The sequence below is a fragment of the Algoriphagus sp. genome (assembly GCF_029254265.1).
In the GTDB taxonomy this organism is placed as follows: domain Bacteria; phylum Bacteroidota; class Bacteroidia; order Cytophagales; family Cyclobacteriaceae; genus Algoriphagus.
In genome coordinates this window covers 14868-39256 of record NZ_JAQWXX010000103.1, presented here as the reverse complement: position 1 = coordinate 39256, position 24389 = coordinate 14868, and the positions used below count along the sequence as shown (strand labels likewise).

The window sequence follows — 24389 nt, the reverse complement described above, 5'->3', positions numbered from 1 at the left end:
CAGCGAATGATTCACACAGATCTTTGTATTATCGGAGCCGGCCCGGTTGGCCTATTTGCAGTTTTTGAAGCAGGATTGCTCAAAATGCGTTGTCATTTGATTGATGCCCTGCCACAAATTGGTGGTCAGCTTTCAGAGATTTACCCTCAAAAGCCCATTTATGATATCCCGGGTTATCCTGAAGTGAAAGCTCAGGATCTAGTTGATAATTTAATGGAGCAAGCCAAGCCTTTCAAGCCAACCTTCACATTGGGTGAGCGGGTAGATCACTTAGATAAGCAAGCTGACGGTTCATTTATCGTCACTACAAGCGACAAAACACATGTGCACGCTCAAGTGATTATTATCGCTGGCGGATTAGGATGTTTTGAACCAAGAAAGCCTGTTTTGGAAAATCTGGAGGCTTTCGAAGGCAAAGGAATTACCTACATGGTAAAAAATCCCGAAACCTTCCGTGACAAAAAAGTAGTCATTGCGGGCGGAGGAGATTCTGCCTTAGACTGGGCTATTTACCTTTCAAAGGTTTCCGAGCGAGTAACTTTGGTACACCGAAATGAGACCTTCCGAGGTGCACCTGATTCCGCTGCTAAAGTATTTGACTTGGCCAATCAAGGTAAAATTGATTTGATACTTTCTGCCAATTTGAAAGAAGTAAATGGCAATGGAAAATTGAATTCAGTGACTTTAGAAGGGAAGTCCAAAGAAGAAATAAAAATTGAAGCAGATTACTTGATTCCGCTTTTCGGCTTAAGTCCGAAATTGGGGCCTATTGCAGACTGGGGCTTGAGTATCGATAAGAATGCGATTGAAGTGGATACACGTGATTACTCTACAGGAGTGGAGCGAATTTACGCGATCGGCGATATCAATACGTATCCAGGAAAACTGAAACTGATCCTTTGTGGATTCCATGAAGCGGCCATTATGATGCATTCTGCTTTCAAATACGTCTACCCAGATCAAAAATTAAGTTTCAAATACACTACAGTAAATGGTGTAAATGCATTTTAATTCTATTTTTGCAGCATGATAAATTTCACCGTAGAAGATCAGGAAGGCAATCGTCAGGAGCATGAAGCCCCGGAGGATATGGGCTTAAGTTTGATGGAAATTCTTAAGGCTTACGAATATCCTATATTGGCCACCTGTGGTGGAATGGCGCTTTGTGCGACTTGTCATGTGGAGATTTTGGAAGGAAAAGAAGGATTGGGCGATGCCACCGATGTGGAATTGGATCAATTGGAAAACCTGCCCGAATATTACCCGACTTCCCGTTTGGCCTGCCAAATCCGAATTGGAGATATTTTGGAGGGAGCTGTGGTGAAGTTAAGGGGAGAAGATGTAGTTTAAATTACTGCCAATAGATAATTAAGAATTGTTAAAGCCACTCCGAAAGGAGTGGTTTTTTTTAATTTGGATACATGGGAACAACTTTCAAATTGGCCTTATTTTTTTCATTTTTCACTTGTGGCAATAGGATGTTCTTGTTACCCTTTGCCTTTAAGTCAATCCTATCTCAGCTCAATTGCAGTAGTTTCAGGGAAGGTCATTGCTGTTGAATCTTATCCCAATGATTCAAGTTTGCTCAAGGTTAAATTTGAAGTTTATGAGAGTATCAAAGGAATTAAAATCAAAGAATTTTTTATTCTAAACCCAGATACAGCTCCCACTATGTGTACTATTTATCTACATCCTGGAGAAGAGTTTTTGGTTTATCTGTATGAGGATCAGATCTTAAAAAAACCATTTCTAAGCTATTGTTCGAGATGGTTTCCTTTAGATTATATTCAACAGGATGATGAGGAGATTCCGCTTTTAAAGCAGCTTAAGCAACTTGACTTGGGCTCTGCCTTAACATTTGAGGTAGATTTTAGAAGTAGTGATTTCAGTAGTGGTCTTTGGAAATTGAAAACATCAAGCTCAACTCCAGCCTATGCAGTTTTCGAGGTTTCTGTAGACCGATTGAACTATTGGAATGATGTTCAAGTGTTGAAAGGCTTTGGCGATAAGTTAGATGAAGAATTGATAGATAAGTTGGAAAATACAGGGTGGGCTATTGAGGATTTCAGCGATAATGAAATCCCTACTGTTTGTCGATTTTTCATTATACTAAAAAACAGTCAATACCCGAATTCAATGAATTATCATTTAAGTGTTTTTTAGCTTATACCACCCAGTCCCAATAATTTTCCCGAGAGACTTCATCCCATTTTGCATTGGGATAAGCTTTTGCAAAAGCAGCAGGAATTTTCGATTTTCCCTTAGTCCATTTGAATTCCAAACCCTGCATTTCCTGTTGACTATTGATTTCCAAGAGATCTATTTCCTGGCCATCGTAGGTTCGCCAAAAGTAATAAGCTGGAAAATAGTTTTTTGAAGCATTTAATTTCATTCGCTCGGTGATCATCCATTGTTCCCACATCGGACCGATATCATTTCGATAATTGAGGGGGCTAAAGTTATTGATTAAGGCATTTCGAATCCCATTGTCGTAGAAGTACCATTTTTTTGATTTTGAGACTTCTTTTCTCAGGTTTTGGCTGAATCCACCTAGCGGGAAAATGATAAAGACTTTTGAAAGCAGATCCAAGTACCGATCCACGGTTTCCTTATTGATTTGAAGGCTATTTGCAAGCTCTACCGTACTTACTTGGCTACCGATTTGAAAGGCAAGTAGTTTCAAAAGTTTCAATAAAACATCTGCTCCCTTGACCATAGTCAAAGCCAATAGATCCTTCAATAAATAGGAATTGACCAAAGACTTCAAGTACGCTTCCTTTTCAGTAAGTGAATCGAGGTGTATCAACTCTGGATATCCGCCATAAATCAATCTATTTGGCAGGTGATTAATGCTATCCAGCTTGTTTTCATTTTTGGATAATTCGACTTGAGCCAATGGGAAAAGCTGATACTCCAATTGTCTTCCAACTAAAGGTTCTCCGGTATTATTGACCAAATCCAAACTACTGCTTCCTGTAGCGATTATGGTGATTCCTTTGATCGAATCGATCATCAATTTCAAGATCTTACCTATGTTTGGAATTACCTGTGCCTCATCGATAATCACCAGTTTTTTATCGCCAATCAATTCTTTGTATTGGGTTACGGTTCTAGTTTGCAGATACTCGGATACTTGAATGTCCTCGCCAAGTAGCATCAGTGTTTCTTCTTTGTAAGCTTCATTGATACGGTCGATTATGGTCGTTTTCCCAGTTCGCCGACTTCCAAAAAGCATCAATACCTTTTGCTTGCCTATTTGGGCAATTAATTTGGTCTCAATGAATCGTGCTACTTCCATTTGAAAATTTGATTTTGAAATCTTGGAAAGTATAAAAGTAACTTATTTTTTTTTAATTAGGCTGGTTACCCGGCGCAATTAATATTAATTAGGCTGGTTGACCGGCGCAATTTACATAAAATAGGATGTTTGGAGTCTTTTTGATCTTCTAAATGGGAGGTGAACTCTTTACTTCAACCTTTCTAAACAGTCTAATTTTTAAGATCTATTTGGGCAGTAATTCTTAATTTGTAAAATATTAATGACCGCTGCTGATGAAAACGTTCTTTTTTACCTTGGTGATTTTTCTTTCGATTGCGCAAACCTACGCCCAGACTTCTGCGCATACCAAGGAGGATTCCCAGGCGATTTTAAACCTGATTAATTCCTACACCAAATCCAGAGATACGAAAGATACCGTCTTGTTGAAACAAATACTCACCAAGGACATTGACCAATTAGTATCGTCGGGCGTTTGGCGATCTGGTATCAACGAAGCAATCAAGGGAATGATGGAAAGCTCAACCTCTAATCCTAGTGAAAGAACACTTCATGTGGAAAGAATCAGGTTTTTAGCAGAAACAGTAGCTCTGGTTGATGCCCGATATGAAATAAAAAACCCGGATGGAACTGTCAGGAAAATGTGGAGTAGTTTCATGGTGATAGAAAGCGATAAAAAGTGGAGAATCTCTGCCATTCGAAATATGCTACCCAGTTCAGGGAATTAATTAATTTTACCCATGCGAAAATCACTCTTTCTAATCTTTATTTCACTTCTTTTTTTTCAGTGTAAAGAAGCAGTTAAGCCCCCAACCTTGATTCTCTATAACGCAAAAGTTTGGACAGGGGAGTCTGAAAATTCTTTTGTAGAAGCAATTGCTATCCGGGATAGCTTGATTATTTCCACTGGCAATTCGGAGGAAATTCTGGCTTTGGCAGGAGCGGAAACCCAACTTTTGGATTTGGGTGGGAAATTGGTCACGGCAGGTTTCAATGATGCACACATCCACTTTTTGGGAGGATCTATGGGCTTGACCCAAGTAGAACTATCAGGAGCGGAAAACTATGAAGCAGCGATCAATAGCACTTTAAAATTCATTGCGGAGAATCCAGATAAAGAATGGATTACTGGCAGAGGTTGGCAATATACCTTCTTTGAATCGGGGCTTCCAGACCACGAAACAATGAAGGTTTTGGATATTGACCGACCAGTTTTTATCAAAGCGTATGATGGGCATTCGGCCTATGCTAATCCGAAAGCACTGGAGATAGCAGGACTGGATGAACAAACTGAATTTACTGGATTTGGAGAAATCGTCAAGGATAGAAGCGGAAAACTTACCGGTGCATTGAAGGAAAGTGCCATGGGTTTGGTTGGGAAATTTGTTCCGGAGGATACTTTCGAAGATCAATTAAATGGACTTCGAAAAGGCTTGACTTACGCAGCTTCTCTTGGAATCACTTCGGTCCAAAATGCTTCTGGTTCGGAAAATGACCTCCGACTTTTCCAAAAATTATATGAGAATGGGGAATTAACACTTCGCTATGCTGCGGCATTTTCAGTTTCAGAGGAGACTCCATCGGACCAACTTGATCGCTTCAGATTCTTGAAAGACAGTGTCGGAACTGCGAACCCTTGGCTAAGAGCTGATGCCATCAAGTTTATGATCGATGGTGTCATCGAAGGTCACACCGGAGCTATGTTAGCACCATATTCAGATCTTCCGACAACCGATCCATTGGCTTTAGGCCAGTTGAATTTTACTATCGAGGGTTACCAGAGACTGGTTAAAACTCTTGATGCGAATGGTTTCCGACTTTATACGCATGCGATCGGAGATCGAGGTGTTCGCGAAGTCTTGAATGCCTATGAAAAAGCGATGTCGGAGAATAATTCCCAAGGCAAACGACATCGTGTGGAGCATATCGAGACGATTAGCCCTGATGATATACCTCGTTTTGCAAAAGCCGGGATTTTGCCAAGTATGGAGCCCATTCATGCCGAACCTGGTACTACGACAGTTTGGTCAAAGGCTGTAGGAGAGGAGCGCCTCCCTTTTTCCTTCGCTTGGAAATCACTTTTGGATGCAGATGCCCAGTTGGTGTTTAGCAGCGATTGGCCAGCATGTATCAGCATAAACCCAATTCGCGGGATTCATGATGCGGTAAACCGCAGAAATCCTTCCGGCTATCCCGAAGAAGGCTGGGTCCCTCAAGAGCGAATCAGTATTTTTGACGCGATGAAAGCTTACACGTTTATGGGCGCATTTTCTTCCTTTGAAGAGGATCGAAAAGGACTACTGAAAGCCGGATACCTTGCTGATTTAATAGTTCTTTCCGATGATGTTTTCACTATTGATCCAATGAAAATTCATCAGGTAAAAGTTGAAACTACAATTGTGGACGGGAAAATTATTTATTCGAAAGAATAGGATTTTCATCCCAAACCAAAACCTGCTTCTAAGCTAGCCGTTCTATTTTCGAAATCTAAATACAATGAAAAACGTTGCGTTGTTTCTATCCTTCTTTTTAGTAATTGGTTGTAATCTTTCAAGCAACGATGGCGCAGTTGATGCCTCACCAATTGCCTTGGATCAACTTTGGACAGAAATTAATCAACTTGCCAGCTCTCAGAATTGTACGGATGCGAATGACTGGACCTTCACGCCAGTTGGAAGTAAGCCTTGTGGAGGCCCGATGGCTTACATCGCGTATTCAAGAAAAATCGATGAGAAGAGATTTCTGGAATTGGTTCAACGCTACACTGAGTTGCAGGCGGATTTTAACAAGCGATCGGGAGCAATTTCAGATTGTGCTTTGGTGACTAGACCAAGTGGAGTGATCTGTGAGAATAGCAAAGCAGTACTAATCTTTTGACTTTTGATGGTTTTGAGTTAAATACTAAAGAGGAGAAAGATTACCCTGATTTTTTTATTTCAACTTCTTTTAATTTGTAGTCAGGGCTTAAAAAAATCACCAGTTCACAAGCTCAGAAAAGGAATATTCAGTTTCTGGAGATGTACTACCAGTCAGCATTTTATTAATTGCTTCTCATGAAAAATCGTATTTACTTAGAAATGTATTCTTTCAAATATGTATTGATCATGGATACAATTTGAATTTATACAAACCTAAATCCCTATGAGAATTCTTTTTCTGTTGCCAGCTTTCATTATAATGATCTTCTTTTTCTCCTGTCAAAATACTCAGGATTTCACCTTGGTTAAAATAGAAAAAATGGAAGTAGAGGGAGGATTTATTTCAGGAAAAATCGACAATTCGGGACAAGTAAAGATTTTTAAAGGGATTCCTTTCGCAACTCCTCCCGTTGGCAAATTGCGATGGAAGGCCCCTCAGCCCGTCCAGCCTTGGGAGGGTATTAAAGCTTGCACTGAAAATCCAGCAGCTCCAATCCAGGATCCACCGGTTCCCTTCTTTTCTTGGTCATCTGAATTTTTGATACCAAAAGAACCGATCTCTGAAGACTGCCTTTACCTGAATATTTGGACTGCGGCAGAAAATACCAATGAAAAAAGGCCAGTGATGGTTTGGATATATGGAGGAGGTTTTGCTTCCGGAGGAAATACTGTGCCCTTATATGATGGAGAAGATTTAGCTAAAGAGGGAGTTGTAGTAGTTAATTTAAATTACAGAGTAGGCATTTTCGGATTTTTGGCACATCCAGAATTGTCTCAGGAAAATCCAGATCAAACCTCGGGAAATTATGGGATTCTAGACCAAATCGCTGCTTTGGAATGGGTAAAAAGAAATATTGCTCAATTTGGAGGTGATCCTGATAATGTCACCATTGCCGGACAATCTGCCGGAGCTTTCAGTGTAAATGCCTTGGTAGTTTCCCCAAAAGCCAAGGGTCTTTTTCATAAAGCTATTGCTCAAAGTGGAGGGATGTTTAATAGAGGGTCAGGTTTGGTGTCCGGACTTACGGGTGCTGAGGAAAACGGAAAGAAGATGTTAGAAAATGCTGGGATTTTCACTGTTACAGAGCTTCGAGAAATACCAGCAGATAGTCTTTTGAAAATCCCGGGAAGATTTGGTCCAGTGATCGATAATAAGGTAATTCCCAACGTCAGACAAAGCTTTGAAAACAGAAGTTTCTCCGATGTGACTCTGCTGACAGGCTGGAATGCAGACGACCGTGTTTCAGGAAATCCACCCATGACACCGGCTGAATTTAAGTCTAATGCCAAAAAACAATATGGAGGGCGTGCAGGAGAATTTCTTGATCTTTTTCCCGCCACCAGTATAGAAGAACTTACTGAGACCCAAAATATGCAAGCTGTATTATCCTTCGGATTACAGAATTATACCTGGGCTAAAATGCAAAGTGAATTAGGGACAAAAGACGCATATGTTTACTATTTCACCAGAGTTCCACCTGGAGAACCCAATTATGGAGCTTTCCATTCAGCCGAGTTTAGCTATGCTTTACATACCTTAAGAAACTGGAACCGGCCTTTTGAACAAGAAGATTATGACTTGGAAAAAACGATGTCAAGCTACTGGATTAATTTTGTGAAAACCGGAAATCCGAATGCAGAGGGATTGCCGAAATGGCCTATTTTTGATCCTGAAAACCCTTTAGTGATTGACCTAGGTGATAAAGTCCAATCCCGAGCTTTACCTTTCTGGCCGCAGATCAAATTTCTTGAAAGTTTAAATCGATAAGTGATGCTAGCATTTTTAGGGCTTTTGACTATTGTTCTTCTTTTGATTATTGTAATTACCAAAAAGGCATCTCCGGTCATTGCCTTAACTCTCATCCCAATAATTACAGGAATTCTAGCCGGTAAAACTTCAGAACTTCCTCTGATGATTGGTGAAGGACTTCAGGCTATTGCACCCACAGGAGTAATGTTCGTGTTTGCGATCCTTTTTTTTGGGATCCTTTTGGATGCCGGGACTTTCCAGCCTATCATTTCCAGATTGCTTAAAATTGCGGGGAATGACCCCGTCAAAATCACCGTGGTTACTGCCATTTTAGCAATGCTGGTCCATTTGGATGGTTCTGGGGCAGTTACTTTTTTAGTGGTGATTCCAGCAATGGCGCCCGTATACGATCAGATGGGGATGAGGCGGATTACGTTAGCCTGTATTGTTGCTCTTTCGGCAGGAACTATGAATATTTTACCCTGGGGAGGGCCAACTATTCGGGCAGCCTCAGCATTGAATATTTCTGTTACGGAATTATTTAATCCGATTTTAATTCCTTTTTTAGCAGGCTTGGTAACCGTGTTAGGGATTGCTTTTTTTATGGGTAAAAGTGAAAAAAAGATGATTCAGGATCCAAATTCACTCACGAGGGTATCTATTGATGAGGAAATAAATCCATTACATAGACCCAAACTCTTTTGGATTAATATTCTTCTGATCCTTTCTGCGATTACCTTCATTATTTTGGGTTGGGCTCCTCCCTATGTTGTATTTATGGTTGCTTTTGCAATCGCTTTGCTAATCAATTACCCCAAAGTGGAAATGCAAAAACAGCGGATCGATTCACATGCCAAGGAAGCTATGTTAATGGCAAGTATTTTATTTGCAGCCGGGTGTTTCACAGGAATTCTTAAAGGCAGCGGAATGATGGAAGCAATGGCGGCTACAGTGGAAACTTTTCTCCCCGATTCATTGGGAAGACAGCTTCCATTGATGACGGGGCTGCTTGCTTTGCCTGCCAGTTTACTCTTCGATCCGGATTCATTTTATTTTGGAATTTTGCCTTTACTTTCTTCAACTGCGGAGCATTTTGGAGCAAGTGGTCTGGAAGTGGGACAAGCTGCCATCATGGGCCAAATGACGACCGGGTTTCCAATCAGTCCGTTGACTGGCTCCACTTTTTTATTGATCGGTTTGGCAGGAGTAGAGCTCGGAGATCATCAAAAGAAAACAATTCCGCTTGCCTTTTTAGTGACTTTAGTGATTTTATTAGTTTCAATTTTAATGGGTATTATCTCAGTTTAGGATGAAAGAAAAAATTAGGATTGGATGCGGAGCCGGGTTTTCTGGAGACAGGTTAGAGCCGGCACTAATTCTTGCAGAATATGGAAATCTTGATTATTTGGTTTTAGAATGCCTTGCTGAAAGAACCATCTCTTTGGCACAAAAGCGGAAAAAGAATGATCCAAATCTGGGTTATGATCCACTTCTAGAAAGGCGGATTAAAGGACTTCTACCTTTTTTAATCAAAAACAGAATCCGATTAATCACCAATATGGGAGCGGCAAACCCAAAAGCAGGAGCACAAAAAATCATTGAAATTGCAAAATCATTGAATATCCCTGTGAAAGTTGCAGTCGTAGAGGGAGATGATGTTTTTGAGAAGTTGACTGGAAATGAATTTACGCTGGAGTCTGGGAAATTGCTGGAAGAGTATGGTGATTTGGTTTCCGCCAATGCGTATTTGGGAATCGATGCCATTATCCCTGCTTTAAAAACTGATGCGAACATCATTATTACCGGAAGAGTGGCAGATCCTTCCTTATTTCTTGCGCCACTGGCTTATGAGTTTGGATGGGATATAAATGAACCCAATCTCATGGGGCAAGGAACAATGATTGGACATTTAATGGAATGTGCAGGGCAAATTACCGGAGGTTATTTTGCAGACCCGGTAAGCAAACCCGTGCCGAACATGGATACATTGGGACATCCTTTTGTAGATGTTGAGGCAAATGGAAATGCCACAATTAGCAAAGTTTCAGGAACTGGTGGTTTGATTTCCTCTCAAACCGCAAAGGAACAATTGCTTTATGAAGTCATTGATCCTCATGCCTACCTCACGCCAGATGTGGTAGCAGATTTTTCAAAAGTAAAAATTCAAGAAATTGGGATTGATAAGATCTCCATTTCAGGAGGTTTAGGTAAACAAGCTCCAGATAGTTTGAAGGTGAGTGTTGGTTATAACGCTGGATATTTAGGAGAAGGTGAAATTTCTTATGCGGGAGCAAATGCTAAAGAAAGAGCTTTTTTGGCCGGTGAAATCATTGAAAAGAGAATCGGGAAACTCTATGACGAGTTCCGGATTGACTACATAGGTTTAAGCTCACTTCACGGGATGGAGCTTTCCAAAGATTCAAGTCCCTATGAAATAAGGGTAAGAGCAGTAGGTAAGACTTTTGATAAAACACTGGCTAACCTTGTTGGGGAGGAAGTAGAAGCACTTTATACCAATGGCCCTGCAGGAGGCGGTGGGGCGAGAAAAAACACTCAAGAGTTAATGGGGGTTGTATCTATTCTAATGGACAGAAAAAAAATCAATCCGATACTCACGATTCTGGAATCTTGATTACTCTCAAAACTCATTAAAATGAAGATAAAACTTGCCAACATTGCCCATGGTAGAGCTGGGGATAAAGGAAATACACTTTTGCTTTCTTTGATTCCTTTTAAACCGGAGGACTTCTCCAAACTTGTAAATAATGTAACTGCCGAAAAAGTAAAGATTCATTTAAAAAACCAGTTGCAAGGGGAGGTAAAACGATATGTCTTACCGGAGTTAAATGCAATCCAATTCACCTGTTTTGAAGCCCTTGGCACTGGAGTCACCACTTCCATAGGTATGGATACCCATGGAAAGTCACTGAGTTACGCTTTACTAGAAATGGAAATAGAGGTTGGCTAGGCTTTATGTTCGTCCTCCATCAACTTCTCCAAAATCCTGATCGCTGCCTCGGATAGCACAGTTCCAGGTCCAAATATGGCTGCAACTCCAGCATCATAAAGAAATTGGTAGTCTTTAGCAGGAATCACCCCGCCTGCAACCACCATAATATCTGGACGTCCAAGTTCTTTCAAAGCTTTAATCAACTGAGGGACTAATGTTTTATGGCCTGCTGCCAGAGAAGAAGCCCCGACGATATGTACATCATTTTCTATGGCTTGCTCTGCGACCTCCTGAGGTGTTTGGAAAAGTGGTCCGATATCTACATCAAACCCTAGATCTGCAAATCCTGTTGCAATGACTTTGGCACCCCGGTCATGCCCATCTTGACCCATTTTGGCAACCATAATCCGAGGTCTTCGCCCTTCAAGAGTCGCGAATTTTTCAGATAATTCTGTAGCCTTTTTGAATGAATCCTGATTTTCCATTGCAGATGCATAGACTCCTGAGATCGATTGAGTTTTGGCTTGATGTCTTCCAAAAACTTCCTCCATTGCAAGAGAGATTTCACCTAAAGTAGCTCTTTTTCTTGCTGCCTCGATGGCAAGTTCCAATAAATTACCCTTTCCTGATTTTGCACTTTCCGTAAGTGCGGCAAGACTTTGGGCAACTGCCTTTTCATCTCGTTCCTTTCTGAGCTGATTTAATCTTGCGATTTGAATCTCTTTCACCGCTTCATTATCTACATCACGGACTTCAATTTCAGACTTTTCGTCCACTTGGAATCGATTGACCCCCACGATAATATCCTTTCCACTGTCAATCCTTGCCTGTTTTTTTGCAGCGGCTTCTTCAATTCTCAGCTTTGGTAGTCCGGCCTCTATTGCTTTGGCCATACCTCCCAATTCTTCCACCTCTTCAATAAGTGTCCAGGCACGGTTCACCAATTGATCTGTCAGATATTCGACATAATGCGATCCACCCCAAGGATCCACGGTAGCTGTGACGCCAGTCTCTTCCTGTAAAATCAATTGCGTATTTCGAGCTATTCTAGCGGAAAAATCAGTTGGTAAAGCGATGGCTTCGTCCAGTGAATTTGTATGAAGGGATTGCGTATGTCCCATAACTGCTCCCAGAGCCTCGATTGCAGTTCGGGCTACATTGTTGAATGGGTCCTGCTCAGTCAAAGACCAGCCGGAGGTTTGGCAATGGGTTCGAAGTGCCAAAGATTTCTCGGATTTCGGATTGAATTGTTTTACGATTTTCGCCCACAGCAGTCTAGCTGCACGCATTTTGGCTATCTCCATAAAATAATTCATGCCAATCCCCCAAAAGAAAGAAAGCCTTGGCGCAAAGTCATCGATATCCAATCCAGCCTTGATTCCAGTTCTCAAATACTCTAATCCGTCGGCAAGTGTATAGGCTAATTCAATATCAGCAGTTGCTCCGGCTTCCTGCATGTGATAACCGGAAATAGAGATAGAATTGAATTTTGGCATTTTTTGAGCGGTAAACTCAAAGATATCCGCAATGATTCGCATCGATGGCTGAGGAGGGTAGATATAGGTGTTTCGAACCATAAACTCCTTCAGAATATCATTTTGGATTGTTCCACTCAGCTTTTCAGGAGGGACTCCCTGTTCTTCTGCCGCTACGATGTAAAATGCCAAAACTGGAATTACTGCCCCATTCATAGTCATTGAGACCGACATTTGATCAAGCGGAATTTGATCAAACAGAATTTTCATATCTGCGACAGAATCAATAGCGACTCCAGCTTTACCTACATCTCCAGCTACTCTTGGATGATCCGAATCATAACCGCGGTGTGTGGCTAAATCAAAAGCAACTGAAAGACCTTTTTGGCCTCCAGCAAGGTTTTTTCGGTAAAAGGCATTGGATTCTTCGGCCGTAGAAAATCCCGCATACTGTCGAATAGTCCAAGGACGCATCACGTACATGGTAGAATAGGGGCCTCGGAGATATGGAGGAATGCCTGCCACAAAATTCAGATGACTCAGCTGATAAAATACTTTTTCATCTACCACTGGCGACACAATGATTTGCTCTGAAGTTTCCCAGCTTTCTGAATGCGTTACTTCAGGAACAGAACTTACTTTAGTTTTCCAATTTTTAAAATCTGGTCTCATGAGTTGGCTAAATTTTGGATTTCAAGTAAATAACTTGCTCTTGAAGGCAGTAATTCAAAGTCCTTTTCCTCAATTTTTTCAAATGAGAGATTTTCAACAGTACCTGCTTTCCCTTGATATTTATTTACACCTACCAGTTTTTTATCACCTTGAAGTACGCTTTCCTGAATGAAGTTTCTTGTGGATTTGATCTGTTCATGAATTATGCGGGAATCAAAATTGACTTTCCAACCTCCGTTTTTTTCCAATTCAGCTAATTGGGCCAAGACTTTTTCATGTATTTGCTTTTCTAAGTCCTCCAGAAAATAAGCTCCTGCGGATGGATCCATGATTTTGTCCAGATAACTTTCTTCTTTCAAAATAATCGGGATGTTTCGAGCAATCCTTTTTTCAAGAACAGAGGCTGTTTTTTCTGATACCGGCCTTACCCAAATTGAATTTGCTCCTCCGATTATTCCAGCCATAGTTTCATACGTCTGCCGGATCAAATTTGAATTTTTATCCATTCGACTTTTTGTCCACAGGCTAGTCGATACGATTAAGTGAAATGAATCCTCAGAATTAGACGCTCCAAGATTTAAAGCCAATTCGGAAATAAGAATCCGGAGTACTTTAAGCTTAGCGATTTCAGGAAAATGCAATTCACCTGCAGAAGCCAAAAAAGCAAACTGTTCGATTGCCTCACTTACCGATATTCCTTTACTCACAAAGGCATCCAATAGTTCTACTAGCTCCCCGAGACCAAAGGTCAATTCTTGAATTCCTGTACCTCCTGCATTTGCATAGCGCGCGAGATCAATGGTGATAGGGAAGAAATTCTTGAACTTTTTGAAATAATTTAAAAGACTAATTCCAGTCGAAATCTCTTGATCCCACTGCTCATGCCCCATAAATAGCGAGGAGGAAGGTGACCATAAAATACCTCCATTAAGCATGTCAGTTCGCAAACTGATCGATTCGATCCAATTTTCGATTTGACTAAACATTGCCGCAGGGTCATCAATTGGATTGAAGTAGATTTGAATATATTCTGTCAGAACTCCTCTTAAAATTTGATTGAGGTTTTCTATACCTGTGAGGTGCAGGACTAGTCCTTCAGCTCCATTGTTGAGGGTCTCAAGAATTTCCTTATTGGCAGATTTTTCATCCTCAGGAAAAATGGAAACAACATTTGACGAGATTCTGGGATTTTGACCGGGATATGGAGAAGGTTGATTAAATAAAATAGGATGGGAAAATGCTTTTCCAGCTTCTTTTGTATAGCAAGGAGAGATTTTGATGTGCTCCCAAACTTTGGAAGTCAGAGTTGAATCAAAATCTTTTCCTTTTAGATCCTTTTGAATCTGTTCAATCCAATCGTTATATGAAGAATCCGGAAATGGATAAAAATCTCTTTCGATCATATTTGGGTTTTGATTAAGGCTTATTTGGCACTTACTTTCAAAAATAGTGAAATCCAAGAGAAATGATTAAAGCCCCCGGTGTGGATTAGGGTTCCAAGATTTTAATCGTGTCTAAAAAGGATAGAAATAGAAATTATGGAGCTTATTATTCTTGTGTGATTTTCGCGAGAAAAAAAATGTTATGCAAGTTTATTTCCATAGACCAAGTTTTTTTCGGGCTTTCGTATAGATTTACAGAATTATGACATTTTTATAAAGAATTTGATTTTTTATTTACCTTAATTTTCTTCAATTTTGACACCCTTGGACCCGCCTTCGGGTCAATGTTTTTCAGAAATCTTCTCTAATGAGTTCAGAAGCTACCGCAGTTTGGAATGAGTGTTTACGTGTTATTGAACAGCACGTCAATGAGCAGAGCTTTTCAACTTGGTTTAAGCCTATCAATCCTGTTAAGTTGGAAGGTACAAACCTTACCATACAGGTGCCTAGCCAGTTTTTTTTCGAGTGGTTGGAGGATAATTATGTTCAAGTCTTAAAACTTGCTATCAAAACGACACTTGGTCAGGGAGGTAAATTAGAGTATGCTGTGGTAGTGGATAAGGGTAATTCATCGAATCAACCTTACGTAGTCTCCTATCCGCAGGGTAATTCGGGTTCTAAAAAACCTACTGTGGAGGAGAATCATAAGACTCCTTTTGAGATGCAATCGCTCAATGCAGAGGCACTTACAAACAGTAATTTAAATCCTACTTATACTTTTACTACCTATATAGAAGGAGATTGTAATCGACTTGCCAGGTCTGCAGGTTTTGCAGTGGCAACCAAACCTGGGATTACTTCTTTCAACCCACTTATGGTATATGGTGGAGTTGGTCTGGGGAAAACCCACCTTGTACAGGCGATCGGTAATGAGATCAAAAATGGTCCTGAGGATAAATTTGTGCTTTATGTCTCTTCTGAAAAATTCGTGAATCAATTCATGGATTCGATTAAGGATGGAAATGTCAAAAGCTTCACCAATTTCTACATGCAAGTCGATGTATTAATCATTGATGACATTCAGTTCTTGGCAGGAAAAGACCGAACTCAGGAGATGTTTTTCCATATTTTCAACCATTTGCATCAAAGTAAAAAGCAAATCATCATGACCTCAGATTGTCCTCCTCGGGATTTGAAAGGCCTTGAAGAGCGATTGCTTTCCAGATTCAAGTGGGGATTGACAGCTGATCTTCAGATGCCGGATTTTGAAACCAGAGTAGCGATTATTCGAAGGAAAATGCAATCAGAAGGGATTATTATCCCTGATGATGTGGTAGAATATTTGGCCTACACGGTGGATACCAACGTCAGAGAATTGGAAGGTATCCTGATTTCTTTGATTGCTCATGCATCTTTGAATCGTGTCGAAATCAGTTTGGAATTGGCTAAGACCGTGATGAAAAATATCATCAAGGATATTGAAACTGAGGTGGGAATTGATTTTATCCAGAAATCAGTTGCCGAATATTATGGCATTGCAATCGAAGATCTAAAAGCAAAAACCAGAAAGAAAGAAATCGTAGTAGCTCGTCAAGTTTCCATGTATTTCTGCAAAGAATTCACAAATCATTCGCTTAAGTCGATTGGGTATCATTTTGGTGGAAGAGATCACTCTACTGTTATTCATGCAATCACGACTGTCAACGATATCATGGAGACGGATTCCTCATTTCGAAACGCAGTAAACGAATTGAAGAAGAAATTCAAGATGCGATCTTATTAAATCGGCGTTATATCAGCTGATTCGATACTAGGCTTCCATTTTTTTCTCCATCGTGTTTTCAAAACGATCCAAAAGTCTCAGATATTTTTTCTGAATATTATCTAAAAACTTCCCTTGGGTATCTATAGCATAAATTGGATTGTACTGGATTCTATCAATAATCATGTCCAGCCAAGACTTACCATCATCGATCAGATCAGCATGAAAAGCCTCAACAGTTAAATCCCTTGAGCCTGTAAACGGTCCTTTCTCCTCTTTTTTGAAATAGGCGGTAAGAACTTTTAGAGCCAACTCATGAGTAACTTCAAAGTTGATGATCAACTCTCGTGATTGAGCTTCTGTCAAGTTTCCATTTTTAGCACGTTTGATAAATGTCCGTAAGTCATCAAGTGCAGTAGAAAATTCACTGAGACAGTCTTCGCAGCTTTTTGGGAGAAATTTCATATTAGTGATCTTTTTAAAAAGGTACTAAAATTCTTTAAAAAGGCATCATCATCTCACATTATAGCTTTGCATAAATGGCTGCCCATTTGGAGCTACTCCCTCCAAAAGTAATTTTCCGCTGAATTCCTCTAAGTATTTACCGACTATTTTGGGGTCTTTAGCAGACTCACGATTGATTTGAGTGATCACAAACCCGTCTCGCAACCCAAGATCTCTTAAATATCCACGAGTCAAAGCTGTGATTTTTACACCAAAATCAACTCCCAATCGATCTTTTTCGATCGCATTTACAGCCTCTAGCCTAGCTCCAAGGATGGCCGAACTGAAATACTCTCGCTTGAGCACGCCTTCCCCACCTTCTAAATTCTGAAGAATAAGCTGTGTAGTCTTTGTGGAACCACCTCTATTAAAAGATACCGTTAGTTTTTGACCAGGATAATAATAAGATAGGGCTTCCTCAAAACTTCCCATTCCGGTGATAGCTTGATCTCCTAATTTTGTGATGACGTCATTTTTCTGTATTCCTGCTTGGTAGGCAGCCCCATCCTTGAGCACGTGCAATACGATGACTCCATCCAGGGTGTTTAGCTTCATTTCTTCTGCAAGTTCAGGCGTGATTTCTACTGCCTCGATTCCTGGTATTGCCTTTTGAACCTCTCCATATTGGATCAAGTCATTTGCTACTTTCATCGCTATATCTACTGGGACTGCAAATCCATAGCCCGTGTATGAGCCTGTTCTTGATAGGATCGCTGTATTGATTCCTACCAATTCCCCACTGATATTCACCAAAGCTCCTCCAGAATTGCCTGGGTTAATTGGGGCATCAGTTTGGATAAAGCTTTCCAACGGGAAATCACCACCAAGAATATTGATCTGCCGCTCTTTAGCAGATACTATACCAGCGGTCACGGTGGAGGTCAGGTTAAATGGATTTCCGACTGCAAGCACCCATTCTCCTATTTTCAAATCACGGCTGCTTCCTTTTTTGATGGCCGGAAGTTTTACCCCTTCAACTTTTAATACGGCGATATCCGTGTTTTTATCTGTCCCAACTAATCGAGCGGTATAGGTTCTTTTTTTATGAATTACCTCAATTGTTTCTGCTCTGTAAATTACATGATTATTTGTAACAATGTAGCCATCCTCCGAAATGATTACGCCTGATCCAGTACTTACTTGTTGTGAGGGCCCGTTTCCAAAAAAATAGTCAAACATACTATATCTTCTGGGGTCTGTTCCGGAAAAATTTTTGATAAACACCACGGATTCTGTGCTGTTTTCTGAAGCCTCTACAAATGAGATAGGAGGGTCGTTTCGAAAAGTAGACTCATTTCCACTTGCAAATTGATTGGTAAAACTTATCTCTTGAGAATCCCGATTTTCTAGCATGATCCCAGTTTTCGGATCATTTAAAAAGAAATTGGTCCAAATAGCTGCGCCTAAAAGGCCCATGGAAAAAGAGATTCCGATTGTTTTGATTGAATTATTCATAAGCTTTTTCTTTTGACGGGAAGAACTCGTCGTTGATCGAGTGATTCACATTTTTTAAGAAGTATTCCTTCTGAACTGATCCTCATTTGGACAAAAATCAGCCCATTTCGGAAAAACTGCCGAATTGTATGTAAAAAGTCTAGGCATCTTGTAATTTTGTCAGCCTGATAATAAAACCTTCTGCAAATTGAGAAGGTTTTTATTTGATCAAAATCCAAACGAATGACAGAACCCAAGCGCGTAGCCATTTTAGGTAGTACCGGAAGTATAGGTACCCAAACTCTAGAGGTGATCCGCCAACATGCTTCCGACTTTCAAGTTGAAGTGCTTACAGCTCAAAATAATGCTGACTTATTGATCGAACAAGCTTTGGAGTTCAACCCAAACGCTGTAGTAATTGGAAATGAGCAGCACTATCTGAAAGTAAAAGAAGCCTTAATTCCAAAAGATATCAAAGTCTTTGCTGGACAAAAGGCAATTGCTCAAGTAGTGGAAATGGAAACCATTGATGTAGTACTTACTGCTTTGGTGGGTTATTCTGGCTTGATCCCTACAGTCCATGCCATTAAATCAGGTAAACAAATTGCACTGGCCAATAAGGAGACCATGGTAGTGGCTGGAGAAATTATCACTGCTTTGGCAAAAGAAAATGCCGTAAATATTTATCCGGTGGATTCGGAGCACTCGGCTATATTCCAGTGCCTAGTGGGTGAATTTCATAATCCCATCGAAAAAATTATCCTAACCGCTTCCGGTGGGCCTTTTCGTGGAAAAGATCGGGAATTTCTGAAGTCTGTCACTAAGGCCCAAGCGCTTAAACATCCTAATTGGGAAATGGGAGCCAAAATCACCATTGACTCTGCATCTCTGATGAACAAAGGGTTGGAAGTGATTGAGGCTAAATGGCTTTTTGGGTTGAAAACTGAACAGATCGATGTCATCGTGCACCCGCAAAGTATTGTTCATTCTCTGGTTCAATTTGAAGATGGATCCTTGAAAGCACAACTTGGACTTCCGGATATGCGTTTGCCAATTCAGTTTGCTTTAAGTTATCCAGATAGACTGAAAAGTGATTTTGAGCGATTTGATTTCTTAAATTATCCTAATCTCACTTTTGAGCAACCTGATAAAAACACCTTTCAAAACCTTCAATTGGCATTTGATGCCTTGGCAAAAGGCGGAAACGCTCCTTGCATTTTGAACGCTTCGAATGAAATTGTCGTTGCTGCTTTTCTGAGGGAAGAAGTTGGCTTTCTGGAAATGTCTGATTTGATAGGGGAAGCATTGGCAAAAGCTGAGTTTATTGCTCATCCAACTTTGGACGATTACATTGCCACCGATTTGAGAGCTAGAGAAATTACACAAGAACTAATTAAGAAGAATAAATAATGGATACTTTAATAATGGTGGGCCAATTGCTGCTGGGATTATCCATCCTGGTTGGATTACATGAGTTGGGCCACTTGCTTACCGCCAAAATGTTTGGCATGCGGGTAGAGAAGTTCTCGATCGGATTTCCTCCAAAAATTGCGGGATTCCAATGGGGAGAAACAGAATATTCCATAGGAGCGATTCCTTTGGGAGGATTTGTAAAGATTTCTGGGATGATTGATGAATCTATGGATTCGGATCAAATGTCTGCAGAACCTCAGCCTTGGGAATTTAGATCAAAGCCTGCCTGGCAGAGATTAATTGTCATGCTCGGAGGTATAATCGTCAATGTGATTACAGGTATCATCATTTTTGTCTACCTGGTTTATAATAATGGGGAGACCTATTTTTCCAGAGATCAAGTCGTGGAAAATGGTATTGTAGCGTATGATATCGGACAATCTATTGGTCTTAAGACTGGTGATAGAATTCTGGATATCAGCGGAGAACCTTATACTTCAATTAATGATCTGAGTAGTGGATCGGCTTTGTTGAGTGAAAATGGTTTTTACACAATTGAGCGTGATGGCCAGCAAATGAAAATCGATATTCCTCGTGGATTTATCAATTCATTTGACAGCAAAGAAGCGTTAAGTAATTTCGTTGAAATTCGATATCCCTTTGCACTGTCAGTTATTGATAAAGGCGGCGCAGCAGATCAAGCTGGGATCACCGTTGAAGACAAGATTTTGGCTGTAAATGGTAATCCTGTGAATTATTTTGACGAGTTGCAATCCGAGCTCGCAAAAGTTAAAAGTCAAGAAGCTGAAATTACCCTGCTGTCTAATGGTGACACCACTTTTACACAAGTAGCCGTAACAGAGCGTGGGACGATTGATATTGCGGTTAAGCCTTTGATTGAGCCTGTTCGCAGGGAATATGGTTTTGCACAAGCCGTGTCCAAAGGAACAGAAAGAGCTTTCAGTGTGGTGATTGTAAATGCTAAAGCACTTGGGAAGATGTTTACGGGAGAAGTTTCGACTCGAAATGTTTCTGGACCGATCGGGATGGCAAAGATTTATGGTGATTCCTGGGATTGGACAAAATTCTGGAGCATTACCGGTTTGATTTCTATGATTCTTGCATTTATGAATTTACTTCCGATTCCAGCATTGGATGGAGGGCACGTTATTTTCTTATTGTATGAGATGATTTCAGGTAGGGCTCCTTCGGATAAATTTCTTGAGAATGCTCAGAAAGTCGGGATGGTAGTTTTGCTTGCTTTGATGGTCTTTGCGATAGGAAATGATATTCTGAAAATATTTACTGGTTGATAATTAGCGCCCAATTCTTTTCAAAAAAACCGTGCTGAAAGGCTCGGTTTTTTTATTGTTTAGGCCTAGTCACTAATTGAAAAACTATTTTTTACTCTTTTGTGTATTAGTTCAATTTTTTTTAATAGTTATGCAGGAAATTTCATTACGTATGATGAGAAAAACTGCAGTTGGGGTAGTAAGTTTTTTACTTCTGATCCTTTCACTTTCCGCTAATGCTCAAAGCGGATTTATTCCAGAAAGTATCTGGGGAAATATCAATCCAAGTACTGGAGAAGTCGGGGATTTCATTATTACTCAATCCGGTGTTAAGGTATTTGGCAAGATCATCAGTAAATATGATGAAGCTACTTATCGGGCTGTGGTTTTTGCAAATGATGGAGTAGAGACTACCTATAGTCCTAAAGATTTACAGGCATTTGGGTTGACTAATTCCCGATTCTTCATGACCAAAACTCTTCCAGGAGAATCTGACCCAAAGTTTGTCCAAATACTGCTATCAGGGGAATTGCAGCTTAATTTTTATGATAATCGATATTTTCTAGACAACGGTGTTGAAATGCTTGAATTGAGGGCGTTTTATACTCAAGGGCAAATCGATGGAAATAAGCTCAAGCGCTATGTGAAGGCATACATTAGTACCCTAAAAATCCAGATGGCAGGTGACTGTGGTACTCAACTGAATGACTTGATTGAAAACACAAAAATGGAGGAGTTGGATTTTATTCGTTTATTCAGCAAGTATCACGAGTGTAGTGGTTTACCCTATAAAGTCCACGTCAGCAATGTTCAATTCTTAAAAGTTTCACCGGTTGTGATGGCCGGCTTGGGTTCAGCCTCGATTTATGACAGATCTGTGGAAACAGGGCAGATTAATGACTTGGACGGTAAAATGACTCAGCGACTTCAGGCCGGAATACGTCTGCATGATTTCAGAAAGTTACCAAGGCTTTCAATTGATTTCAGAGTTGGGGTGGAGCTTTTGAATTCGAATTTTGTAAGCAGCTTCGAGAGACCGGGAGTTGTGAGGATTTCCGCTTCGGAAGAATTTTCCGAAACCAATTTGTTCATCCCTTTAAGTTTCAATTACAGTGTATTTAGGCGACAAAATTTGGATGTCTATGCTGGACTGGTTACATCGGTCTGGTTTAGTAGTATAAAATCAAAAGGGGCAATGATTGAAGAACAGTTTTTAAATAGTGAACGAACTAATCTATACGAAGACTCATTTTTGGTTGGAGTAGATCGACTCTTTGTGCCTGGATTGAAATTAGGCGCAAAATTCCCGTTTGGAAAAATGGTCATCTTCTCAGAGTTGCAGGGGGATTTACAGCTGGATTACTATACAACCAATATTTTGGCGAAGCGATCAAGTTTCAGTCGTGCAGGCGTTTCTTTTCAAATTGGAATAGAATTTTAGGATCTATGAAATCGAGCATGTCGGAATCGACACACATTGGAATGATTGTAACCTATGCGAGATTCCATGTGGCAACTGAAAAGCAAATTATAAACACATGAAAGCATTTGGACTCCTTATTTGTATTTTATTTTTGCTTTGGTCTTGCAAGGAAGAGGATTTGATACCGATATCTGGTATGAGTGTGTCGGTTCCGACCGTTGGTTTAGTTGATGAAAATGGTGCAGAGTTCAGTGCGGAAGTCAAAAGTTTGGGGATAGATCCTGTTTTGGAATATGGGTTTGTCTATGGGGTTTCTGATCGGCCTGATTTAGATTCAGACCCCAAAGTGTCTTTGGCAGGAGTGCCGCCACAGTCATTTACCCTTAAGGCTGATAAGGATTTACTCAATGGTAAAACTTATTATGTGGCTTCGTTTCTTCGAACCTCGAACACGACTTACTATTCTGAAGCCATCGACTTTGTAAGTAAAGGGTCTAAAAATTTCATCCTTCAAAATATAATTTCTAACGAAGAGGTGTACTTCGGTGACACTATTACCATCCAGGCAGCAAATCTCAAAGATTTTACTGAGTTTTTGTTAAAGGTGAAATTCGAAGATGTGGAAGTACCCATTTTTGATTATTCTCTGGAAGGATTTAAAATCCAAGTCCCAAGGGAATTCAGATATGACGATCGGATTTTTGAGCAGGGGATCATTAAGATTACGGTCCAAATAAGTGATCAAATCTATGATTTGCCAATCAACCTGAAATTCAAGAAACCTAAATTTGGACCGGAGAGAGCACTCGATTATGCTGATGAATGGGAGTTGAAAGGAGAATATTTATTCTCTAACGGCATACAGGTGGTTTATTTCAACGGGGTTGTTCCTAAATCACTTCCTGTCGTCTATCATGATGATGAGACGATCAGATTTCAGCCTGACACTTATTTTGAAGAGAAAAATCCTGTTCTTGAGGTTAGGATCCGCAATGGAAAGCATACGACAAATCAAATAAAAATCAATGATAGCAATGTTTTAGCGGGGCAACAGTTCGTTGAAAAATCTTATAACTCTCTTTTTACTGTAAAGGGGCAAAATATTAATACAAAGGCTTTAGGTAGTAAAATTATCTTTGATTCTTATCCTCAGGAGGTTGAGCTGAATGTTTCTTCCGTATCAAACACTAGTTTTGATTTTTCTATTTTTCCTACAGGGCCTTTTACCGCAAGGGAGTTTGACTTTTACCTTAATAATTTCGGATCAAAGTCAAGCACAAAATTTAGCCTTATTTATCAAAATCCTGTATTTCCAATCTTAGGACTTCCTTCAAGTTTAAGTCTACTTAATCAATTAATGTCGGTCAGTTTAGGAGATAAGAGTTACTTGATCGATTTAGATAAAATTTATTCTGTCGATTTATCCCAGAATAGCATAAAGGAGATCCAAGTATTTCCGAAAACCCCAAATAGTCGATTTGGATTTGTAGAGCAGCATAATAACAAAATTTACTTTTCTAATTTCAGCGAAATTGAATCGCAAAGTCCAGCTCCCTTTTTTGAATTTGATCCACAGAGTGGGAATTTACGCCAACTTGGAAATATTCCCGAAAATGGCAATTTGATAGGCACATTTGTAGTAGAAGGCAAGTTGTTTTTTGACTTATGGAATTACAAAGATGGAAAAATGGAATACCTCAGGTACAGCTATGAATTCAGCAAAAGTCAGTGGGATAGGGTTGAAGGAAATAACCAGTTTTTTGTAAATACCTATGCTGACTTTCAATATGGAGGTAAATTATATGTTCTAGGCTTAGGCCCTGATAAGAATTCGAATTTGGAATTTGGGTTATTTACTTGGGATTCTTCCATTCAACAATTCCAACTTGAAAAGATTTTGGATTATAGTGACTATCCCACTTATGGCTTTAATGTGGTTGTTCAAGGGAATTACGCATATTTTCATCAGGGAGGGCAAAATATCCAACTTGATATTGAGGCAAAAAAAGTAAAAAGTAGGGCGCGTTTTTACCCGCTTTTGGCCAATACCATGGCTATGTCAGATGGAGAGATAATAATCCTGGGCAATACCTCCAGGTCTTTACTTTTTAGGATTGATCCAGAATATTTTGATTGA

20 protein-coding genes are annotated in these 24389 nt (G+C 40.1%); 15 read left to right on the top strand and 5 right to left on the bottom strand.

Translation table 11 applies throughout. The annotated features are described in order from the left end of the window. Window positions 1-6 precede the first annotated feature (6 nt). The 3 genes from P8O16_RS15905 (at window position 7) to P8O16_RS15895 (ending at window position 2163) form a co-directional block, all read left to right on the top strand. Complete coding sequence (locus P8O16_RS15905; RefSeq protein ID WP_300316424.1) at window positions 7-1011, top strand: NAD(P)/FAD-dependent oxidoreductase; 1005 nt, start codon at window positions 7-9, stop codon at window positions 1009-1011. Between the two features lie 15 nt (window positions 1012-1026). Beyond that, window positions 1027-1350 (top strand): 2Fe-2S iron-sulfur cluster-binding protein, encoded by a 324-nt coding sequence (locus P8O16_RS15900; protein WP_300316423.1) that lies wholly within the window; start codon window positions 1027-1029, stop codon window positions 1348-1350. Window positions 1351-1494: 144 nt separating this feature from the next. Further along, the gene (locus P8O16_RS15895) at window positions 1495-2163 is read left to right on the top strand and encodes a hypothetical protein (RefSeq protein ID WP_300316422.1); all 669 of its coding nucleotides are present in this window, start codon (window positions 1495-1497) and stop codon (window positions 2161-2163) included. 1 nt (window position 2164) lies between these two features. On the opposite strand, the gene P8O16_RS15890 is transcribed toward P8O16_RS15895, so the two are convergent. Next, window positions 2165-3298 (bottom strand): AAA family ATPase, encoded by a 1134-nt coding sequence (locus tag P8O16_RS15890; protein WP_300316421.1) that lies wholly within the window; start codon window positions 3296-3298, stop codon window positions 2165-2167. A 254-nt stretch (window positions 3299-3552) separates the two neighbouring features. Here P8O16_RS15890 and P8O16_RS15885 point away from each other — a divergent pair, with 254 nt between their 5' ends. From P8O16_RS15885 to P8O16_RS15855, 7 genes are all read left to right on the top strand, one after another. Beyond that, the gene (locus P8O16_RS15885; RefSeq protein ID WP_300316420.1) at window positions 3553-4005 is read left to right on the top strand and encodes an SgcJ/EcaC family oxidoreductase; all 453 of its coding nucleotides are present in this window, start codon (window positions 3553-3555) and stop codon (window positions 4003-4005) included. A 12-nt stretch (window positions 4006-4017) separates the two neighbouring features. Continuing rightward, window positions 4018-5709, top strand: coding sequence for an amidohydrolase (locus P8O16_RS15880; protein ID WP_300316419.1), 1692 nt, complete (start codon window positions 4018-4020; stop codon window positions 5707-5709). A gap of 64 nt (window positions 5710-5773) precedes the next feature. Next, on the top strand, window positions 5774-6154 hold the full coding sequence (locus tag P8O16_RS15875) for a hypothetical protein (protein WP_300316418.1): 381 nt from the start codon (window positions 5774-5776) through the stop codon (window positions 6152-6154). A 264-nt stretch (window positions 6155-6418) separates the two neighbouring features. After that, a complete protein-coding gene (locus P8O16_RS15870; protein WP_300316417.1) occupies window positions 6419-7963 on the top strand; it encodes a carboxylesterase family protein in 1545 nt (514 codons plus the stop codon). Between the two features lie 3 nt (window positions 7964-7966). After that, window positions 7967-9253 (top strand): citrate:proton symporter, encoded by a 1287-nt coding sequence (locus P8O16_RS15865; RefSeq protein WP_300316416.1) that lies wholly within the window; start codon window positions 7967-7969, stop codon window positions 9251-9253. A 1-nt stretch (window position 9254) separates the two neighbouring features. Beyond that, window positions 9255-10577, top strand: a complete 1323-nt coding sequence (locus P8O16_RS15860) for an acyclic terpene utilization AtuA family protein (protein WP_300316415.1) — start codon at window positions 9255-9257, stop codon at window positions 10575-10577. Window positions 10578-10598: 21 nt separating this feature from the next. Beyond that, on the top strand, window positions 10599-10913 hold the full coding sequence (locus P8O16_RS15855) for a hypothetical protein (RefSeq protein ID WP_300316414.1): 315 nt from the start codon (window positions 10599-10601) through the stop codon (window positions 10911-10913). Here P8O16_RS15855 and scpA read toward each other — a convergent pair. Then, a complete protein-coding gene (scpA, locus tag P8O16_RS15850; RefSeq protein WP_300316413.1) occupies window positions 10910-13042 on the bottom strand; it encodes a methylmalonyl-CoA mutase in 2133 nt (710 codons plus the stop codon). The genes P8O16_RS15855 and scpA overlap by 4 nt on opposite strands. Next, window positions 13039-14445, bottom strand: a complete 1407-nt coding sequence (locus P8O16_RS15845) for a methylmalonyl-CoA mutase family protein (RefSeq protein WP_300316412.1) — start codon at window positions 14443-14445, stop codon at window positions 13039-13041. Before P8O16_RS15845 ends, scpA begins: the two co-directional genes overlap by 4 nt. A 346-nt stretch (window positions 14446-14791) precedes the next feature. Between P8O16_RS15845 and dnaA the strand changes: the two genes are divergently transcribed. Beyond that, a complete protein-coding gene (gene dnaA, locus P8O16_RS15840) occupies window positions 14792-16207 on the top strand; it encodes a chromosomal replication initiator protein DnaA (RefSeq protein WP_300316411.1) in 1416 nt (471 codons plus the stop codon). A 27-nt stretch (window positions 16208-16234) separates the two neighbouring features. Here the strand turns inward: dnaA and P8O16_RS15835 are convergent, their stop codons facing one another. Both P8O16_RS15835 and P8O16_RS15830 read right to left on the bottom strand, forming a co-directional pair. After that, entirely contained in the window at window positions 16235-16651 is a 417-nt protein-coding gene (locus P8O16_RS15835; RefSeq protein ID WP_300316410.1) for a nucleotidyltransferase substrate binding protein, read from the bottom strand. A gap of 48 nt (window positions 16652-16699) precedes the next feature. Next, window positions 16700-18145: a trypsin-like peptidase domain-containing protein gene (locus P8O16_RS15830; RefSeq protein WP_300316409.1), complete on the bottom strand. Its 1446-nt coding sequence runs from the start codon at window positions 18143-18145 to the stop codon at window positions 16700-16702. A gap of 222 nt (window positions 18146-18367) precedes the next feature. Here P8O16_RS15830 and P8O16_RS15825 point away from each other — a divergent pair, with 222 nt between their 5' ends. The 4 genes from P8O16_RS15825 (at window position 18368) to P8O16_RS15810 (ending at window position 24389) form a co-directional block, all read left to right on the top strand. After that, on the top strand, window positions 18368-19534 hold the full coding sequence (locus tag P8O16_RS15825; protein WP_300316408.1) for a 1-deoxy-D-xylulose-5-phosphate reductoisomerase: 1167 nt from the start codon (window positions 18368-18370) through the stop codon (window positions 19532-19534). Next, complete coding sequence (rseP, locus tag P8O16_RS15820; RefSeq protein ID WP_300316407.1) at window positions 19534-20850, top strand: RIP metalloprotease RseP; 1317 nt, start codon at window positions 19534-19536, stop codon at window positions 20848-20850. The genes P8O16_RS15825 and rseP overlap by 1 nt, the downstream gene beginning before the upstream one ends. Window positions 20851-21001: 151 nt before the next feature. After that, a complete protein-coding gene (locus tag P8O16_RS15815; protein WP_300316406.1) occupies window positions 21002-22270 on the top strand; it encodes a hypothetical protein in 1269 nt (422 codons plus the stop codon). 97 nt (window positions 22271-22367) lie between these two features. Next, window positions 22368-24389 (top strand): hypothetical protein, encoded by a 2022-nt coding sequence (locus P8O16_RS15810; RefSeq protein WP_300316405.1) that lies wholly within the window; start codon window positions 22368-22370, stop codon window positions 24387-24389.